The organism is Acinetobacter sp. V115_6 (assembly GCF_031799025.1).
Classification (GTDB): Bacteria; Pseudomonadota; Gammaproteobacteria; order Pseudomonadales; family Moraxellaceae; genus Acinetobacter; species Acinetobacter pittii.
On sequence record NZ_JAVQNO010000021.1, the window covers coordinates 1,308,445 to 1,325,486 of the forward strand.

Annotated in this window: 14 protein-coding genes; 6 read left to right on the plus strand and 8 right to left on the minus strand. The window is 39.8% G+C overall.

Going from position 1 to position 17,042, the window contains the following annotated elements; genetic code table 11:
* The first annotated feature begins 320 nt into the window (after window positions 1-320).
* From RMA94_RS14580 to hpxO, 3 genes are all read left to right on the plus strand, one after another.
* Window positions 321-1,334 carry a 2-oxoglutarate and iron-dependent oxygenase domain-containing protein gene (locus tag RMA94_RS14580; RefSeq protein WP_311083608.1) on the plus strand — a complete coding sequence of 338 codons (1,014 nt, stop codon included), beginning with the start codon at window positions 321-323 and terminating at the stop codon, window positions 1,332-1,334.
* A 233-nt stretch (window positions 1,335-1,567) separates the two neighbouring features.
* Window positions 1,568-2,284 carry a FadR/GntR family transcriptional regulator gene (locus RMA94_RS14585; RefSeq protein ID WP_311083610.1) on the plus strand — a complete coding sequence of 239 codons (717 nt, stop codon included), beginning with the start codon at window positions 1,568-1,570 and terminating at the stop codon, window positions 2,282-2,284.
* A 192-nt stretch (window positions 2,285-2,476) separates the two neighbouring features.
* A complete protein-coding gene (gene hpxO, locus RMA94_RS14590; RefSeq protein WP_311083614.1) occupies window positions 2,477-3,634 on the plus strand; it encodes an FAD-dependent urate hydroxylase HpxO in 1,158 nt (385 codons plus the stop codon).
* Between the two features lie 98 nt (window positions 3,635-3,732).
* On the opposite strand, the gene RMA94_RS14595 is transcribed toward hpxO, so the two are convergent.
* The 6 genes from RMA94_RS14595 to abaQ form a co-directional block, all read right to left on the minus strand.
* Window positions 3,733-5,028 carry a hypothetical protein gene (locus RMA94_RS14595; protein WP_151302477.1) on the minus strand — a complete coding sequence of 432 codons (1,296 nt, stop codon included), beginning with the start codon at window positions 5,026-5,028 and terminating at the stop codon, window positions 3,733-3,735.
* Between the two features lie 176 nt (window positions 5,029-5,204).
* Window positions 5,205-6,578, minus strand: a complete 1,374-nt coding sequence (locus RMA94_RS14600; protein ID WP_068529981.1) for a nucleobase:cation symporter-2 family protein — start codon at window positions 6,576-6,578, stop codon at window positions 5,205-5,207.
* Between the two features lie 50 nt (window positions 6,579-6,628).
* Window positions 6,629-6,964 carry a hydroxyisourate hydrolase gene (gene uraH / locus RMA94_RS14605; protein ID WP_068530032.1) on the minus strand — a complete coding sequence of 112 codons (336 nt, stop codon included), beginning with the start codon at window positions 6,962-6,964 and terminating at the stop codon, window positions 6,629-6,631.
* Window positions 6,965-7,362: 398 nt separating this feature from the next.
* On the minus strand, window positions 7,363-8,937 hold the full coding sequence (locus tag RMA94_RS14610; RefSeq protein ID WP_202724183.1) for an aldehyde dehydrogenase (NADP(+)): 1,575 nt from the start codon (window positions 8,935-8,937) through the stop codon (window positions 7,363-7,365).
* Between the two features lie 10 nt (window positions 8,938-8,947).
* A complete protein-coding gene (gene araD1, locus RMA94_RS14615; protein WP_262728678.1) occupies window positions 8,948-9,946 on the minus strand; it encodes an AraD1 family protein in 999 nt (332 codons plus the stop codon).
* Window positions 9,947-9,956: 10 nt separating this feature from the next.
* On the minus strand, window positions 9,957-11,261 hold the full coding sequence (abaQ, locus tag RMA94_RS14620; protein WP_202724184.1) for a multidrug efflux MFS transporter AbaQ: 1,305 nt from the start codon (window positions 11,259-11,261) through the stop codon (window positions 9,957-9,959).
* 169 nt (window positions 11,262-11,430) lie between these two features.
* Between abaQ and RMA94_RS14625 the strand changes: the two genes are divergently transcribed.
* Window positions 11,431-13,164, plus strand: coding sequence for an IlvD/Edd family dehydratase (locus RMA94_RS14625; protein WP_202724185.1), 1,734 nt, complete (start codon window positions 11,431-11,433; stop codon window positions 13,162-13,164).
* Window positions 13,165-13,247: 83 nt separating this feature from the next.
* Window positions 13,248-13,964, plus strand: a complete 717-nt coding sequence (locus RMA94_RS14630; protein WP_151302474.1) for a FadR/GntR family transcriptional regulator — start codon at window positions 13,248-13,250, stop codon at window positions 13,962-13,964.
* A 68-nt stretch (window positions 13,965-14,032) separates the two neighbouring features.
* Here RMA94_RS14630 and RMA94_RS14635 read toward each other — a convergent pair whose 3' ends face one another.
* Together RMA94_RS14635 and RMA94_RS14640 are read right to left on the minus strand one after the other, a co-directional pair.
* Window positions 14,033-14,839, minus strand: a complete 807-nt coding sequence (locus RMA94_RS14635) for a TorF family putative porin (RefSeq protein WP_202724186.1) — start codon at window positions 14,837-14,839, stop codon at window positions 14,033-14,035.
* 80 nt (window positions 14,840-14,919) lie between these two features.
* Complete coding sequence (locus RMA94_RS14640) at window positions 14,920-15,834, minus strand: LysR family transcriptional regulator (protein WP_017386078.1); 915 nt, start codon at window positions 15,832-15,834, stop codon at window positions 14,920-14,922.
* Window positions 15,835-15,934: 100 nt separating this feature from the next.
* Here RMA94_RS14640 and RMA94_RS14645 point away from each other — a divergent pair, with 100 nt between their 5' ends.
* A complete protein-coding gene (locus RMA94_RS14645; protein WP_032035240.1) occupies window positions 15,935-17,041 on the plus strand; it encodes a muconate/chloromuconate family cycloisomerase in 1,107 nt (368 codons plus the stop codon).
* Window position 17,042 lies beyond the last annotated feature (1 nt).

Consider the following 17,042-nt stretch of genomic DNA (forward strand, 5'->3'; position numbering starts at 1 on the left):
CGCAGGTGCTTGTCTGGCATAAGGACTTTTTGATCGTTCATCTGTAATTCCTCTATAAATGCAATATTGCTCTGCCTATCCCAATTTCAGAACCTATCCTTAGAAATTGGCACAAAAAGTGCTTCATTCTCTATGTCAGAGTAGAAGCGTTCAGCATAGTAGTAATATTAATTGCTATGTGGGTCATTGCTCAGAAAACAGCTCATGTTCTTTACATAAAGTTATCTTTTATTAAGAACGTGTGGCTCTTTTTTGAATGTGACCCATCTATTTCAATCTATTTGATTGGGTCACGATTATCCAAAATATGAGGTTGAAATATGAACAGCGCCAATATGACTCCAGTAGCTGAAAATGACTACAGCTTAGAAGAACTGCAAAAAGAAGCTCGTATGGGAGCTTTTGGTCAAGAGACCTTTGAACGGGAAGTCCGGGTCATTGATTTATCAAATTTTGAACAACGTAAATATGAAATTGCGGACCAACTTTGGTCAGCAGCTACCGATATTGGTTTCTTTCAAGTATCGAATCATGGCATTCCACTTGAACAGATTCAAACTGCATTTGAAATGACACAACAGTTTTTTAATCTGCCAGAATCGATTAAAGCTCGCTACCCACTCAATCGCAATGCAGGTTGGGAAAGTAAGGCACAGGTTCGTCCATCGACCAGCACACCAGACCAAAAAGAGTCTTATCAAATTACCCGCCCACGTATGGAAGGTCTTTATCCTAGTCAAGAGGAATTACCTAATTTTAAAGATACCATGTTGGAGTTTGAACATGCATGCTGGCAAGTCGGCATGAAAATTTTATCTTGCTTTGCTTATAAACTAGGCTTTGCCGATAACTTCTTTACTCTTGCTCATGACCCGGATCAAGAAAGCTACCAAAGTACTTTAAGAATGCTGCACTACTATGCAATTGACCCTGCTCTTAAAGATCAATTAGGTCTATGGCGTGCAGGAGCGCATACAGATTTTGACTGTTTAACGCTACTGCTCCAACGTAAAGGACAAGGTGGCCTGCAAGTTTGTCCGGGTAAAGATATGGAACAACAGCAATGGACCAGCATTGAGCCACGTGATGATGTAATTACCTGTAATATCGGTGATATGCTCACTCGTTGGAGCGATGATCAACTGCCTTCTAATTTTCATCGTGTTAAAAATCCTGAAACAAATGAATATCAAGGGGCACGTTATAGTTTGGCGTTCTTCTGCCAAGCCAATGAAGATATGATCATTGAAGGACCACAAAAGAAATATCCGGCCATTACAGCTAAAGAATATTTAAAACAAAGAATTAGCGCAAACTTCAACGGAAAGTATTAAAATTACTGTGTACGGTCAGAGATAAATAGTCTCTGACCGTTCTGAAGTTTCAGCAATACATATTGTCATTAATCATTCTTAAACTTTTTATCCTTATTCAATAACGTAATATCCAGTTCAACTGGTCTGATCTGTTATTAAAAATACGGCTAATTTTAAGCACGTGCACCAACAAATAGATAAATTTTGTGTAGAATCAAATTATTTATTTATATATTTATGGTGTGTTGCTTATGAGTCCACAAGCTATGCTCAATGGAAAATCATCTCAGGTGACTGAGCAAGCGGTGGAAATCATTTATCAACGCATTCAACAAAATACTTATGCAGTCGGGTCTGCTTTACCCTCACAACGTGAGCTTGCCATTCAATTAGGAATCAGCCGTGCTTCTTTACGTGAAGCATTAACCCGCCTTGCCGCTTTAGGTCTATTAGAAATCAAAGCAGGCAAAGGAGTTTACGTTATTTCACAGCATAGCCAAGCCGCAGAACAATGGGATGGTGAACATCGTGTATCACTTAAAGATTTCTATCAATTACGCTATGTACTAGAAAGTTTTTGCGCACTTCTCGCATGTGAGTATTTAACTGAAGATGATAAGTCCATCTTACAGCAACATTACCAATCATTAGCAAGTGCAATCAAAGAACAAAATTGGCAATCAGCCTCTGAATTTGATTATGCATTTCATCAACATATTATTGAACTTAGTCATAATCAATCTATTATTCAAACACTTAAAATACATACTGACTGGATTAAAAAGAGTCAGATCCTACCCTTTGTTCAACCCAATCTGGCATTTAAAACCATTCATGAACATGAATTAATTCTGCAAGCTTTATATAATCAGGACTCAGCAGCAGCTGAAAAAGCTATGCAAGCACATATTATTGGTGCCGCACAGCGTGCTGGTGTGTATTTTTCCAGACATAACAGCGCAATATAATCATAAATTCCAAATTTGTAGTGCTATGCACTACTTTGCTCCATACTTTGAACCACATCAATACCACCTTTTTAAGATTGCTTTTTAATGGAGCAATATTGCTGGTATGACCAGTAAAACCAGTTAATAAAATTGGCACACTTCTCGCTTAGAACGGTTTAGAAACTTACTTAAATACTTAGGATCTGAACAATGAATATCGCGATTGTAGGTGCAGGTATGGGCGGTTTAACTGCTGGTATCGCTTTAAAAAAATTTGGTCATCAGGTCACAATCTATGAGCAAGCAGCCGAAATATTACCTGTTGGCGCTGCCATCTCACTTTGGTCAAATGGTGTTAAGTGTCTCAACTATCTTGGTTTAACGGATCAAATCCAGAAACTAGGTGGAAAAATGGAGTCTTTAGCATATCTTGATGGCCTTAACCAACAAACCATGACTCAATTTAGTTTGTTACCTCTATATAAAGAAGTAAGCCAACGTGCCTATCCTGTCGCTCGCGCTGATCTACAACAATTATTAATGCATCAATTTGGTCTGGAAGACATCCGACTCGGTATGAAAATGACTGCAATTGAAGCTCATCAAAATGATGTAACCATACATTTTCAGGATGGTTCGCAGATTACAGCCGATCTATTGATTGGTGCAGATGGTACACATTCACTTACGCGGCAGTTTGTATTGGGCCATCAAGTTGAACGTCGCTATGCTGGCTATGTAAATTGGAATGGCTTGGTTGATATTGATGAGCAGATTGCACCAGCCATGCAATGGACCACATATATTGGTGAAGGTAAACGTGTATCACTCATGCCCGTTGCACAAAATCGTTTCTATTTCTTCTTTGATGTACCACTTGAGGCTGGACTGTCAAATCAGCGTGAACATTATAAGCAAGACCTTAAAATGCATTTTAGTGGTTGGTGTAAACCAGTACAAAAACTCATTGAGCGTTTAGATGAGAAAAAAACCAATCGTGTCGAGATCCATGATATCGAGCCTTTTATGAATTTCTATAAAGGACGTGTAGTGCTCTTAGGTGATGCTGCCCATAGCACTACTCCGGATATTGGACAAGGTGGCTGTCAAGCCATGGAGGATGCGATTTATCTTGCTCGTGCCTTACAAATCAATACCTTTGGTTTAGAAGATGCTTTGAACCGCTATCAAAACAAACGCAATGATCGTACTAAGGAAATGGTGTTAAGAGCCCGCAAACGTTGCGATGTGACACACATGAAAGACCCGAAAATCACCCAAGAGTGGTATGAATCTTTATATCAGGAACAAGGTACTCACATCATGCAAGGGATCATCAGTAATATTATCGGCAATCCTCTCGACTAAAAATTTAAATGCTTTCCCCCTCTATAAGGGGATTTTTTTACCCTACAAAAAAAGTGCATATTTCGATTTAAATATGCACTCGATGCTATAAAACACAGTTAAAACTTATAAGACAGTGCAAAACGGTTTTGTAAGAAATTTTTGTCATAGCGTGGTGATGTTTGGATACCTGCAAAATTGCTGACACTAAAACCTTTTAAAGCTCCCGTAAAATTATAAATACCAAATAACATGTATTCAGATTGATTTCGACTCGCGACATTTTCCGACTCTTTTAAGTCCATAAATGAATAACGCGCGCCAGCTATCAACTGATCTGTCAATTTACCTTCTAAAGACAACATCAATGCATTACCTGCACCTAAATCTTGAGTGCTGGTGAAAAATGGCTGGGCAAAAAGTTCACCTGAAGAGGTTTTAGCTGCATAGGGTGTTAATAATGCCCCATTTAAATAACTACCCTGATCTGGTTTTATATAGTTATACGCGACTTTTAGACTGGCGGTAGGCATAACCTTAAACGCAGCCTGTACACCGAAAATTTGGCTATTAACCTCTCCAGCAAGTGCTTTGCCTTGATCTTTACCTGAAATATACTGGATTGAAAATTCAGGACTATAATTAAGCTTTGGAATTGCTAAATCAGCTTGAGTATAAATTAGACGCGTATAGTCATCATAATTTTGATACCAAAATTGCGTTTTTAAACTTTTATCATTGGCTAAATTAAAGCGCTTTCCTGCACCAACCGACCAAACCCCATTGGTTTCCACATTTGAATTTTGACGAGAAGTTTTATTGAACTCATCCTCGCCATAACTTTTATATTTATTTACTTTAGTGAGTCGTAAGAAATCATAATTATTCCCGATCTGTACATCAGCGGCCTGATATAAAAACATCAATACACGACGGTCAGCATAATCGCCCATAAAAGGTAAATTTAGCCGCTGGTTACCAATCGTCACTCTAGCCAAATCGTTTTTCCAGCTTACATAAGCTTCTGCTAGACCATCCCTATCTTCTTTTAATTCTGGCACTTCATCATTTTCATTTTTATCATCCAGTCGGCGCTGTATGTCATATCCCACAGCTGCCTGTATGCCATAAAAAGGAGCTGTTTCATATTTAATATACCCACCAATGACGGTCGTATCCTGATTTAAATTATTCACAAAATAGCCATTATTAAGTGAGTAATATGCAGATTTGACTACCCCATGAATACTGCCGCACGCAAATGCTGCCCCTATACGGTCAATTGAATCATTATTCGTTTGACAATCCTGCTTTAGATTAAATAGGCCATTCAGACTGGTATCAGCAGCCCATACCGGCACAGTAGTAGCCATGCTCAGCATAAGTAATGCCGATTTTAATTTAAAATTTCTCATAAAATTCCCCTGTAAGATTTGGTTTAAAAGTCGCTTATGGTCTTTCAAAAGACCTGTTTTTGACCTTTTTAAAGTCAAAATCCCCCTAACCTATTCATCATTGAATAAGCGGCCTTTAAATTTTTGCGAATGAAAATGTGGTTAAATTAGAATGTCTAATCCCTAACCGGTGTCGATCAATGCCCTGAATTTATGGGCGTAGTTGCAACATCAACGGACTTTTTGCTAAACGGTAAGTGGTTAAAAATAATATTGAGCAAAATGGCAGTGATACAGGCAGAACTAATACCTGAATGTAATAGGGTTTTTACCCATGTCGGAAATTGCGCATAAAACTCTTGGTTTACAATTGGAATCATGCCGATTGTGAGTGAAGTAGCCACAATAATCAGATTTTTATGATCGTTATAATCTACTTTGGCTAGAGTTCGTATTCCACTGGCAGCAACAGTACCGAATAATACAATGCCTGCTCCACCTAAAACTGGCATCGGAATTGATGCAACAAAGCGGCCAATAACAGGTAATAAGCCCAAGATAATTAAAATTCCACCAGCCGTTGCCACTACAAAACGACTTTTAATGCCTGTAATTGCAACCAGACCTACATTTTGAGCAAAGGCGGTTTGCATGAATGAACCAAAGATTGGGGAAATTGCACTCGATAGCATATCTGCACGTAGACCATCACCAATTCGTTTTGAATCAACTTTAGTTCCAACGATTTCACCAATCGCAATAATATCGGCCGTGGTTTCAGTCATGATTACCAAAGTAACAATTACCATGGAAAGAATGGCAGAAAATTCAAATACAGGAGAACCAAAATGGAAGAAACTTGGAAAAGCAAAAATAGGACCTGTACTTACTCTTGAGAAGTCAGTAAAGCCTGCAATATAAGCAATTACTGTACCCAAAACGATTGCTGCAAGAATCGCAAGGCGGCGCAGAATCTGATTTTGCAACATACTAAAAATAATCACAATCGCTAGCGTAATTACCGCCAAACCAGTATTAGTCGGATCTCCCCAGTTTTCAGCTTTCGGGTTTCCCCCCATAATCCAGCGGATCGCAACAGGTGTGAGCGAAATACCAATCATGGTAATGACGCATCCTGTGACCACAGGTGGAAAGAAGCGGATAATTTTTGCAAAGAATGGTGTAATCAACAAACCAATTAGAGATGCGACAATCACAGCACCAAATGCAGATGGCAAACCCCCACCGGTACTCACAATTGCCAAAATAGTGGCAACCCCTGCGAAAGATACCCCTTGCACAATCGGTAGTTTTGCACCGAAATATTTAAAACCAATGGTTTGTATAACTGTGGCGAGGCCTCCCACAAATAAGGCGGCAGCCACCAATAAGCCAATCTCTGAAGCATCTAGACCTGCAGCTGCACCAATAATCAATGGCGGTGCAATAATTCCACCGTACATGGTCAATACATGCTGCAAACCATATAAGATGTTTTTATTCATTCCTAAATATTGATGTTCTGCCGAGATATGCTGATCTCTCTCTGGATTTATATTGTCTTGATGCATGGGTTAGTTCCTCAAATTAAATTCATGATGTCCATATTGCTTGGGTTGATTTAGCTGCCACGATACGTTGAATATGAGAAAGGACTGATCAATAGAGGCACGTGAAAGTGCTGGTGAATATCATTGACTTTAAAATCAATACAGACTCTCGGATAAAAGCTATTAGTATTTAGGGCCTGAAAATAATCCCCTACTTCAAAAACCAATTGATAATGACCACGAATAAATGAGTCGACATTAAATGCTTGAATACGTCCATCTGCATCAGTGAACTGTTCATCGATTAAAATATATCCATGGCTCGTTTCCTCGAATAATTTCACCAATACTTGAATTACTGGCTCGCCGAGTGATGCACTTAAAATATGTGTGCTGATACCCGCCATTATTGAATCTCCTGATTTGAGCGAAGAAGGACGTTTCTGAATTAATTCAGAAATCCAAGTTGGGATATGCACACAAGCTTGTAATACCAGCCGAGCCTGGCTAGAAGCTAGTTGATTAAAAGTTTCGAGTTGCATATCCGCTCCAATTTAATGCATTGTCTGACTGGTCTGACCAGATGCATTAAATTAAGCAACAAATATGCCAGTTTAAATAAGATAGGCTTTCTAATAGTTATACATACAATCGGTTTAAAACTAATTCAGGGATTATTTAAATGCGAATAAAAGAAATAAAATTCTTTCAAAAGAACTTTATGTAGACTTTTGAACAGTATCCTTAGGAATAGAAAAGAAGAATAAAAAAAGAGACCAGTTTGTGGTCTCTTTTTTTTAATTGATTAGATCGCTTCTCTGGTCATCTCACCATTCACCAACCTTAAAATTTGCAATGGATTGCTGTCTTTTAAAGCTTCTGGCAATAAACTCTGCGGATAGTTTTGGTAACACACAGGTCTCAAGTAACGGTCAATTGCCAAGGTTCCAACAGAAGTTCCTCTTGCATCTGAAGTGGCTGGATATGGTCCGCCGTGTACCATCGCATCACATACTTCAACACCCGTTGGGTAGCCATTTATAAGTAATCGACCAGCTTTCTCTTCTAACACTGGAACCACATCTGTAAATTCAGTTAAGTCTGCTTCCTCAGCAATTAAAGTCGCAGTCAGTTGCCCATTCATGCTTTGTAAGGCCTGAATGAGTTGGGCTTTATCTTCAACTTCAATGATGACTGTGGTTGGCCCAAAGATTTCTTCTTGCAGAAGTTGGTCGCCTGCCAGTAACAACTCAACATCCGCTTTAAACAGTTGTGACTGTGCCTGATTGCCTTGCTGGGTTTGACCTGCCAAATGTTTAATGCCTTGATGCTGGGTTAAGTGCTCAAGACCATCGGTATAGCTTTTTAATGTTCCGGCATTCAGCATAGTTTGTGCAGGTTTGCCACCCATAATTTCGGTTAGGTTGCTAATAAGCTGAGTAAATTCGGCTGATTTAATCCCTAAAATTAAACCCGGATTGGTACAGAACTGACCACAGCCGAGAACTACTGAATCTGCCAAGTCCTGTGCAATTTTGTCACCACGGTTTTTTAAGGCTTCTGGCAACATCAGCATCGGGTTAATACTGCTCATTTCCGCAAAGACCGGAATTGGCTGTGGACGGGCTGCGGCCATATCACATAAAGCACGACCACCACGAAGTGAACCTGTAAAACCTACAGCCTGTATTAAAGGATGTTTAACTAAAGGTTCACCCACGCCATTACCATAGATCATGTTAAATACACCTTTAGGCATATTTGATTTTTCTACTGCACGTTCGATTGCCTGAGCCACGAAGTCTGCTGTCGCCATATGTCCACTATGCGCTTTTACCACTACAGAACAGCCTGCCGCTAGTGCAGAAGCCGTGTCGCCACCCGCAGTTGAGAATGCTAAAGGAAAATTACTTGCCCCAAAGACCGCAACAGGGCCTACACCGATTTTAATCTGTCGCAGGTCTGGTCGAGGTAAAGGCTGACGCTCAGGCAAGGCTGTATCAATACGGGCACCTAAAAAATCACCACGGCGTAACACTTTGGCAAATAAACGCATTTGTCCACTGGTACGACCACGTTCACCTTGTAAACGTGCAAGTGGCAAAGCGGTTTCCTGCGAAACAATTTCAAGGAAATCTGTACCCAAAGCATCGAGCTCATCGGCAATATTTTCTAAAAAGATAGCACGCTGTTCAGGTGAAGTATGGCGGTAAGTCTTAAAAGCTTGACTGGCTGCTTCACAGGCCTGATTGACCTCTTGTTCGGTTGCATGGTGAAATTCATAAGGCAAAGTTTCGCCAGTCGTTGCATTCACGCTTTTTAGTAAAGTGGAACTTTGTGCACTACGTGAACCGCCAATAAAGTTGTGTCCTATGACCATTTTATATTCCTTAGAGTGTGATAACTGAACCGATCGGTAACTCGGGTTGCATATGAGCAAGTTTGTTTTGGAGTGGAGGTCCGAACTCTTTCATTTCTATTTCGAACTCATCGTTGACCTGTGCTTGGATACCATCAGCAAAAGATAGAGTCGCAGTACCGAAATAGTGAATATGAACATCCCCTGCTTTTAAGAATTGTTGATACTTAAAGTGGTGATATTCCAGATTTGCCAAGCTATGGCACATATTGTCTTCACCCGACAAAAACTCTTTTTCCCAAATGATTTTTCCATCACGGCGCAAACGGCTAGTTCCGACTAAATGTTTTGGTAATTCGCCTGTCCGTAAAGCTGGACCAAAACTACAAAAACGTAATTTTGAATGGGCCAAATATAAATAATTACGACGCTCCATTACGTGATCAGAATATTCATTGCCTAGCGCAAACCCGATTCGGTAAGGCTTTAGATCTTCTCCAATAACATAGAGGCCTGCAATTTCAGGTTCTTCGCCGCCGTCTTCAGCAAATGGAGGTAAAGGCAACTCTGCTCCCGGTCTTACCACAATTGAACCGTCGCCTTTATAAAACCATTCTGGCTGCGCCCCGATCTGACCTTGTGCTGGACGCCCCTTTTGTAGCCCCCATTGAAATATCCGCATGGTGTCGGTCACCGAGCTGTCATCGCTTAAATTTTGTTGATGCATTTTGTCGCGTGCAGATGCAGAACCTAAATGGGTTAAGCCTGTACCGGACACTAAACAGTGTGTTGGGTCTGGATGGTCTAAAGGCGGCAGTACCTTTAAGTTTGCTAATAAAGATGAATAATCATAGGTCTCCGCTTCAAACCCTAACGCCTCAATTTGTCGTTCCAATGAAACTTTATTGCGGATTGCTAAAAGTGCTAAATCACGAACCGATTGAATATCTTTAACTGGATATGCCATGTTGCCTTCTACTTTGGCGACGGCACGTTGATTTGCACGATTTTCAAATTGAATAATTTGCATGTTTTATTCCTTACAAAGACTTTTGAATATTCACTGTTTGTGTTTTTTGACGTTCGAGCTTGGCATAGACGATGTAAGTCAAAATCAAGCCAAAAAGCATGACGATAGATAAGAAATACAAACCAGCAGCCATATTTCCTGTGTATTCTTTTAAAAGTCCGATGCCAAATGGCCCGACATAGCCACCTAAATTTCCAACAGAGTTAATTAAGGCGATACCAGCTGCTGCACTTGCACCAGTTAAGAAACGACCTGGTAATGTCCAAAACACGGCAGTCGATGAAAATAGACAGAACGCAACTACAGCCAAAGCTACCAACTGCATAACTGGAGAATTTAGCCAACCACTTAAAAACATTGCACAAGCACCTAGTGCGTAGAGAAAACTTAAGTGTCCGTAACGATCGTTCAGGCGGTCAGTACTACGTGGAATAATGAGGAGTCCAATAATTCCAAAAACGTAGGGAATGCTAGATAAGAACCCAATTTGAATATCAGTACCGCCTCCAAATTGTTTAATAATGGTAGGAAGCCAAAGATTTAAACCATAAATACTTAAAGTTACTGGTAAATAGTAGAGTGCTAATAAAAGTACGCGTTTGTCTTTTAAGGCATGCAGTGGATTGGCATGTCGGGTTTGGTCGTATTCAGCTTCATCTTTAACAAGTTCATTTTTAAGCCATTGTTTTTGTTCAATGCTTAACCATTTTACTTTGTCAATGTTATCGGGCAGCCACAGGAATGTCGGTAGAGCTAATAAAACCGCGGGCAAGCCAACTGCAACAAACAACCATTGCCAGCCGTGCAAATTTGCAATGCCATCCATTCCAAGTAATAGACCAGCTAAAGGCCCTGCAATCATCATGGCAATCGGTTGTGAAAGCACAAACATTCCCATGATTTTTCCGCGATGCCGCACTGGATACCACTGTGTAATTAAATATAAAACACCAGGGAAAAAACCTGCCTCTGCTACACCGAGTAAAAACCGTAATAGATAAAAACTTTTAGGGCCTTGAATAAGCGCCATGGCCATGGTGATGAGGCCCCATGTTAATAAAATGCGGGTAAACCATTTACGAGCACCAAATTTGTCTAAAAGCAAATTACTTGGAACTTCAAAAAGAAAATATCCAATAAAAAATAAGCCAGCTCCTAGGCCATAGGCAGCATCACCAATTCCTACATCGGCACCCATATGCAGATGGGCAAACCCGACAGCGGCCCGATCAATGTATGCCACCAGATATAGTATGACTAATGCAGGTATCAGCTTAAACGTGACCGTCCGTATTACATCCTTTTCGAAATCCATCTTCGACTCCATTTCCTATTATTTACTTATAGAGCATCTTGCTCGTAAATTATCCTTTCAATTTAAAATATAGTAATACTATTTAAATTTCAAACCTTTTAAAAATAAAATTTATGGTGTATTTTTAAATTAATTAATTCTAATAGTAATACTATATAGGGAAATTTGTATGAATAACAAACAAGTTCTTCGCTCGGCTGCTTGGTTTGGTACAACGGATAAAAATGGCTTTATGTATCGTAGCTGGATGAAGAACCAAGGAATTCCAGATCATGAGTTTCAAGGCAAACCGATTATTGGAATTTGTAATACGTGGTCTGAACTCACCCCATGTAATGCGCATTTTCGAAAAATTGCCGAACACGTAAAAAAAGGGATTTTAGAAGCGGGCGGCTACCCTGTTGAGTTTCCTGTGTTTTCAAATGGTGAGTCGAATTTACGTCCCACCGCCATGTTTACACGCAACTTGGCTAGTATGGACGTCGAAGAAGCGATTCGTGGTAACCCTATTGACGGTGTGGTGTTACTGACAGGTTGTGACAAAACCACCCCTGCATTATTAATGGGAGCTGCAAGTTGTGATATTCCTGCCATTGTAGTGACTGGTGGACCAATGCTGAATGGTAAGCACAAAGGTAAAGACATTGGTGCAGGTACTATCGTTTGGCAAATGCATGAAGAGTTAAAAGCAGGAAAAATTGATTTAAATGAATTTCTATCTGCCGAGTCTGGTATGTCACGCTCGGCTGGTACATGTAACACCATGGGCACTGCTTCTACAATGGCGTGTATGGCTGAAGCCCTAGGCACTTCCTTACCCCATAATGCGGCCATTCCAGCAGTAGATTCTCGACGTTATGTGTTGGCTCATCTTTCGGGTATGCGTATTGTTGATATGGTTCATGAAGATTTACGCCTTTCTAAAATCTTAACCAAAGAAGCTTTCGAAAATGCCATTAAAGTCAATGCAGCTATTGGTGGTTCAACCAATGCAGTCATTCATTTAAAAGCAATTGCCGGACGTATTGGGGTTGATTTACAACTTGATGATTGGAACCGTGTTGGCCGTGGCATGCCAACCATTGTTGACTTACAGCCTTCGGGTCGTTTTTTAATGGAAGAGTTCTATTATAGTGGTGGCTTACCTGCCGTAATTCGCCGTATGGGCGAAGCCAATCTTTTGCCACATCCACAGGCTTTAACCGTAAACGGTCAAGCCATTTGGGAAAATTGCCAGCAATCATCTATTTATAACGATGAAGTGATTCGGAAAATAGATAATCCAATTCGACAAGATGGCGGTATGTGTATTTTGCGCGGAAATTTAGCGCCTAAAGGTGCGGTGCTTAAACCATCTGCTGCTACACCGGAATTGATGAAACACCGTGGTCGTGCAGTCGTATTTGAAAACTTCGATGATTATAAAGCCCGCATTAATGACCCAGATCTAGATGTCGATGAAACTTGTATTCTTGTGATGAAAAATGCCGGCCCTAAAGGCTATCCGGGCATGGCCGAGGTTGGAAATATGGGGCTACCACCAAAAATTTTAGCCAAAGGCATTACCGACATGGTTCGTATTTCCGACGCACGAATGAGTGGAACAGCGTATGGCACGGTCGTTTTACATGTTGCCCCTGAAGCCATGGCAGGTGGGCCTTTGGCCGTAGTTCAAAATGGTGACTTTATCGAACTTGATGCCTATGCTGGAAAACTTCACCTAGAAGTGAGTGATGAAGAACTTAAGCAACGTCTTGAAAATTTAGCACCATCAGCTCCACCAAGTTTTATTGGCGGTTACCGTAAGCTCTATGTAGAACATGTTTTACAAGCCGATGAGGGCTGTGATTTTGATTTCTTGGTCGGTTGCCGTGGCTCAGAAGTTCCACGTCATTCTCATTAATATTTATTCTTGAAAAAGATGATCTTGTTAAAACACAAGGTCATCTATACCATAGGATATTCAACATGTCGTAATAGTGAAATATGAGTAAAGCTGACTATAAAAATCCTATTCCAAGCAAAAGCCAACATGCATTAATTGTTCAACAATTGGGATTAAAAATTGTTTCTGGAGAAATTTCAGAAAATGAAAAGCTCCCGAGTGAAGTTGATTTATGTGAGGAATATAAAGTCAGCCGCCCTGTCTTTCGCGAAGCAATCCGTGTTTTAAACGCTAAAGGCTTAACTTACTCAAGACCCAAAATTGGAACGGTGGTTAGACCTAAAGACGAATGGCATTTACTCGATCCAGATGTATTGTTTTGGTTGATTCAAACCACGCCTGAACACGAATTTTTTAAAACACTTTCTACCGTACGACGCGTTTTGGAACCAGAGCTTGCTTATATTGCGGCAAGTACGGCAAACGAAGAAGATATTGAACGTATTAAACATGCCTATGAAGGGATGGAAAAAGCGACAACAGTTGAAGAATTTATAGAGCCAGATATTCAATTTCATTTGGCAATTGCCAAAGCAACTCATAATGACTTGCTGGCTTATATGTCAAAAATGTTGGTTTTACCTTTGCAGCAATCCATTCAAGTCACTAGTCTGCGCCCAAATTTACAAGGCCATTCACTACCTAGACATAAAGCGATTTTAACCGCAATTGAAAATAAAGATCCGCTCTCGGCTCGCCATGCTTCACTTGTTCAGCTTGATGACACCAAAATGGCTTACGATTTAATTAAAAAATAATCTTTATATATTCACTATTTAAAGCCTGATCACTCAAAATAAAGTCATCAGGCTTTTTTATTTATAAATTAGAATACCTTTTTAACCGAGACAGTAAATGTCGAATCAATCGGATTTGAAATTGGCGCATCAGGTTCACCATTACTATACTTTTTATAGAAACCATCTTTGTCCCAAGCTTTGGCATACGCTAAACCAGTAGTCCAGCCATCCCCTAAATCTTTAATCAATTCGACTTTCATATCTTGAAAGTTAGCTTCCGAGAAATTTTTAATTCTTTCATAGCCATAATGGGCACCAAAAGTCCAAGACTCATTGATAGGCTGAGTAAAAGTTAAATCTAGATAGGTTGTTCCTCGTGAACGTTTACCTTCTGTGCCACCCATCGTGTCTGAGTTATAGCCTGCATAATCTGGAGTGTAGGTAATAAAATATTTAAGAGTCAAAGGCCCATAACCAATTTGAGGCACAATTTCGCCATAGTTATAACTGGTACTCCCCGTTTCAGGTGTACTTTTAGCTCCCGGATAGTAGTAATAAAAAACCGTCATTCCAGCCGAAAACTTATCAAAAGTTTTTATATAACCTGTATAAAAATCCCACTCAACTGAAGCATCACGAAGATAGTTAGAACTTACATTTGAAGCCCAAGTCCCCACAAATAATCCATTCGGATTTGCATAATCTAGACCAATTTGTAATGCAGGCTTGCCCCAAGTTTGTTGAAAACCACGTGATATATATTGACTTGCGAAGGTTACATTAGCACTGTATGGAGAAATTTTTTCTTGTTCGTTGACTTGTTCATTTACTTGCTCAGCATGTACAACACCAGTAGACATAATAAGAGAAGCTATCCCTAAAATTTTTCTCATCTAATAATCCTTTTAAATATTACCTATAGGTTTAAAGTTTTAAAATAACATGATAATTCAATTTAAAACGTATTAAAAAGTTATAAATTTAAATTTCTGGATACTTCTTCTTCGCTATAGATCTCTTCAATACAATCTAAGATTTTAGGAATATATGAACTTTGGTCCATATTGCGCATCGATAGAGAAATGGGACTATAGGCTTCTAAGTCCAAGATATTTAAATAGGTTAGATTCTTCATTCCAATATCACAGGCGCTTTCCGGAATAATACAAATACCCTCTCCAGATGCCACCAAGCCAAGTGCCATATGAATTTCGCGGACTTCAGTCAGTTTGGCAGGAACAAGACCTAATTTGGTAAACAAAGCTTGAATAGTGGTCGAAAAATTCGGCTTAGGTGTTGTGGGATAAGAAAAAATTGTCTCATTGATAATTTGAGATAAATAAATTCCTGATTCTTGGAACTCACTTAAAGGATGTTTTTTATGAATCGCGAGTTTTAATTTTTCTTTTCGAAGTAGAAGTCGCTTAATGGCAGGATCGCTAATAGGTAGCCGTCCGAAACCTAAATCAATTTTTCCTAACTTTAAGGCTTCGACCTGATCTCGTGTACCACATTCAATAAGCTCGACATGAATGTCAGGATTTTTTTGTCTAAATAGATAAATGACCTGTGGTAATCGCCCATAAAGAAGCGAACTCACATAGCCAACTTTAACAACATTCTCGACCAGCTTCATTTTTTTTGCCATAGAAGCTGCTTGAGCCGTATGCGTTAAAATCTGAACAGCATGTTGGTAAAAAAACAGCCCTGCTTCTGTCACTTTTAATGGACGTGAGCCTTTCACAAACAGATCAATTCCTAACTCTTCCTCTAATTTCTTGATTTGACGCGTGAGTGGTGGCTGAGCAATAAAAAGCTTCTCAGCGGCTTTAGTCAGACTTTGTTCTTCAACAACTGTAACAAAATAACGTAGATGTCTTAATTCCATTAATATACCTTTTTAGTATCTTAAAATACCGTTCTATATCTATTTTAGGCTATTACATTCTTCTATGGTATGTAAACAAGTTTGAAATAGTTGAAACTTCATGTATAGAACCATAGAAACCATACTTGTGGATATTCCAACTATCCGTCCTCACCAGTTGTCTGTGACTACCATGCGTACTCAGACTTTGGTGCTCGTTAAAATTACGACCACGGATGGTATTGTAGGTTGGGGTGAAGCGACCACCATTGGTGGACTGAACTATGGTGAAGAAAGTCCTGAAAGTGTCAAAGCCAATATTGATACTTACTTTGCACCATTACTCGTATCAGTTAAAGATTTAAATGTTGCTCAAACACTAAAACTGATTCGTAAGAATATTAATGGTAACCGTTTCGCGAAATGTGCCATTCAGACTGCTCTACTTGATATTCAGGCAAAACGTTTAGGCGTGCCATTAAGTGAAGTTTTAGGCGGCCGTCTGCGTAATAGTTTACCTGTACTTTGGACGCTCGCGTCTGGTGACACAGAAAAAGATATTGCTGAAGCTCGAAAAATGATTGAGTTAAAACGTCATAACACGTTCAAACTCAAAATTGGTTCACGCCCTTTGCAACACGATGTTGATCATGTGATTGCAATTAAAAAAGCACTCGGTGCAGATATTAGTGTACGCGTTGACGTAAATCGTGCATGGTCAGAGCTGGAATGTATTCAAGGTATTCAACAGCTTCAAGATGGCGGGATTGATTTAATTGAACAGCCTTGTGCTATTCAAAATACTGAAGCACTTGCGCGTTTAACACAGCGTTTTGATGTCGCAATCATGGCGGATGAAGCTTTAACTGGTCCTGACAGCGCATACCGTATTGCAAAAAGTCATGGTGCCGATGTATTTGCCGTGAAAATTGAACAATCTGGTGGTCTCATTGAAGCGTGTGAAGTTGCCAAGGTTGCAGGTTTGGCTGGAATTGATCTTTATGGCGGCACTATGCTTGAAGGCCCTGTAGGTAGCATGGCTTCTGCTCATGCGTTTGCAACCTTTGAAACATTAGCGTTTGGTACTGAATTATTTGGTCCGTTATTGCTTACCGAAGAAATTCTGAAAGAACCGCTACGTTACGAAAACTTTGAATTGCACTTGCCAACGGCTCCCGGCTTAGGCATTGAAATTGATGAAGATAAAGTCGAGAAGTTACGTCGTTAAG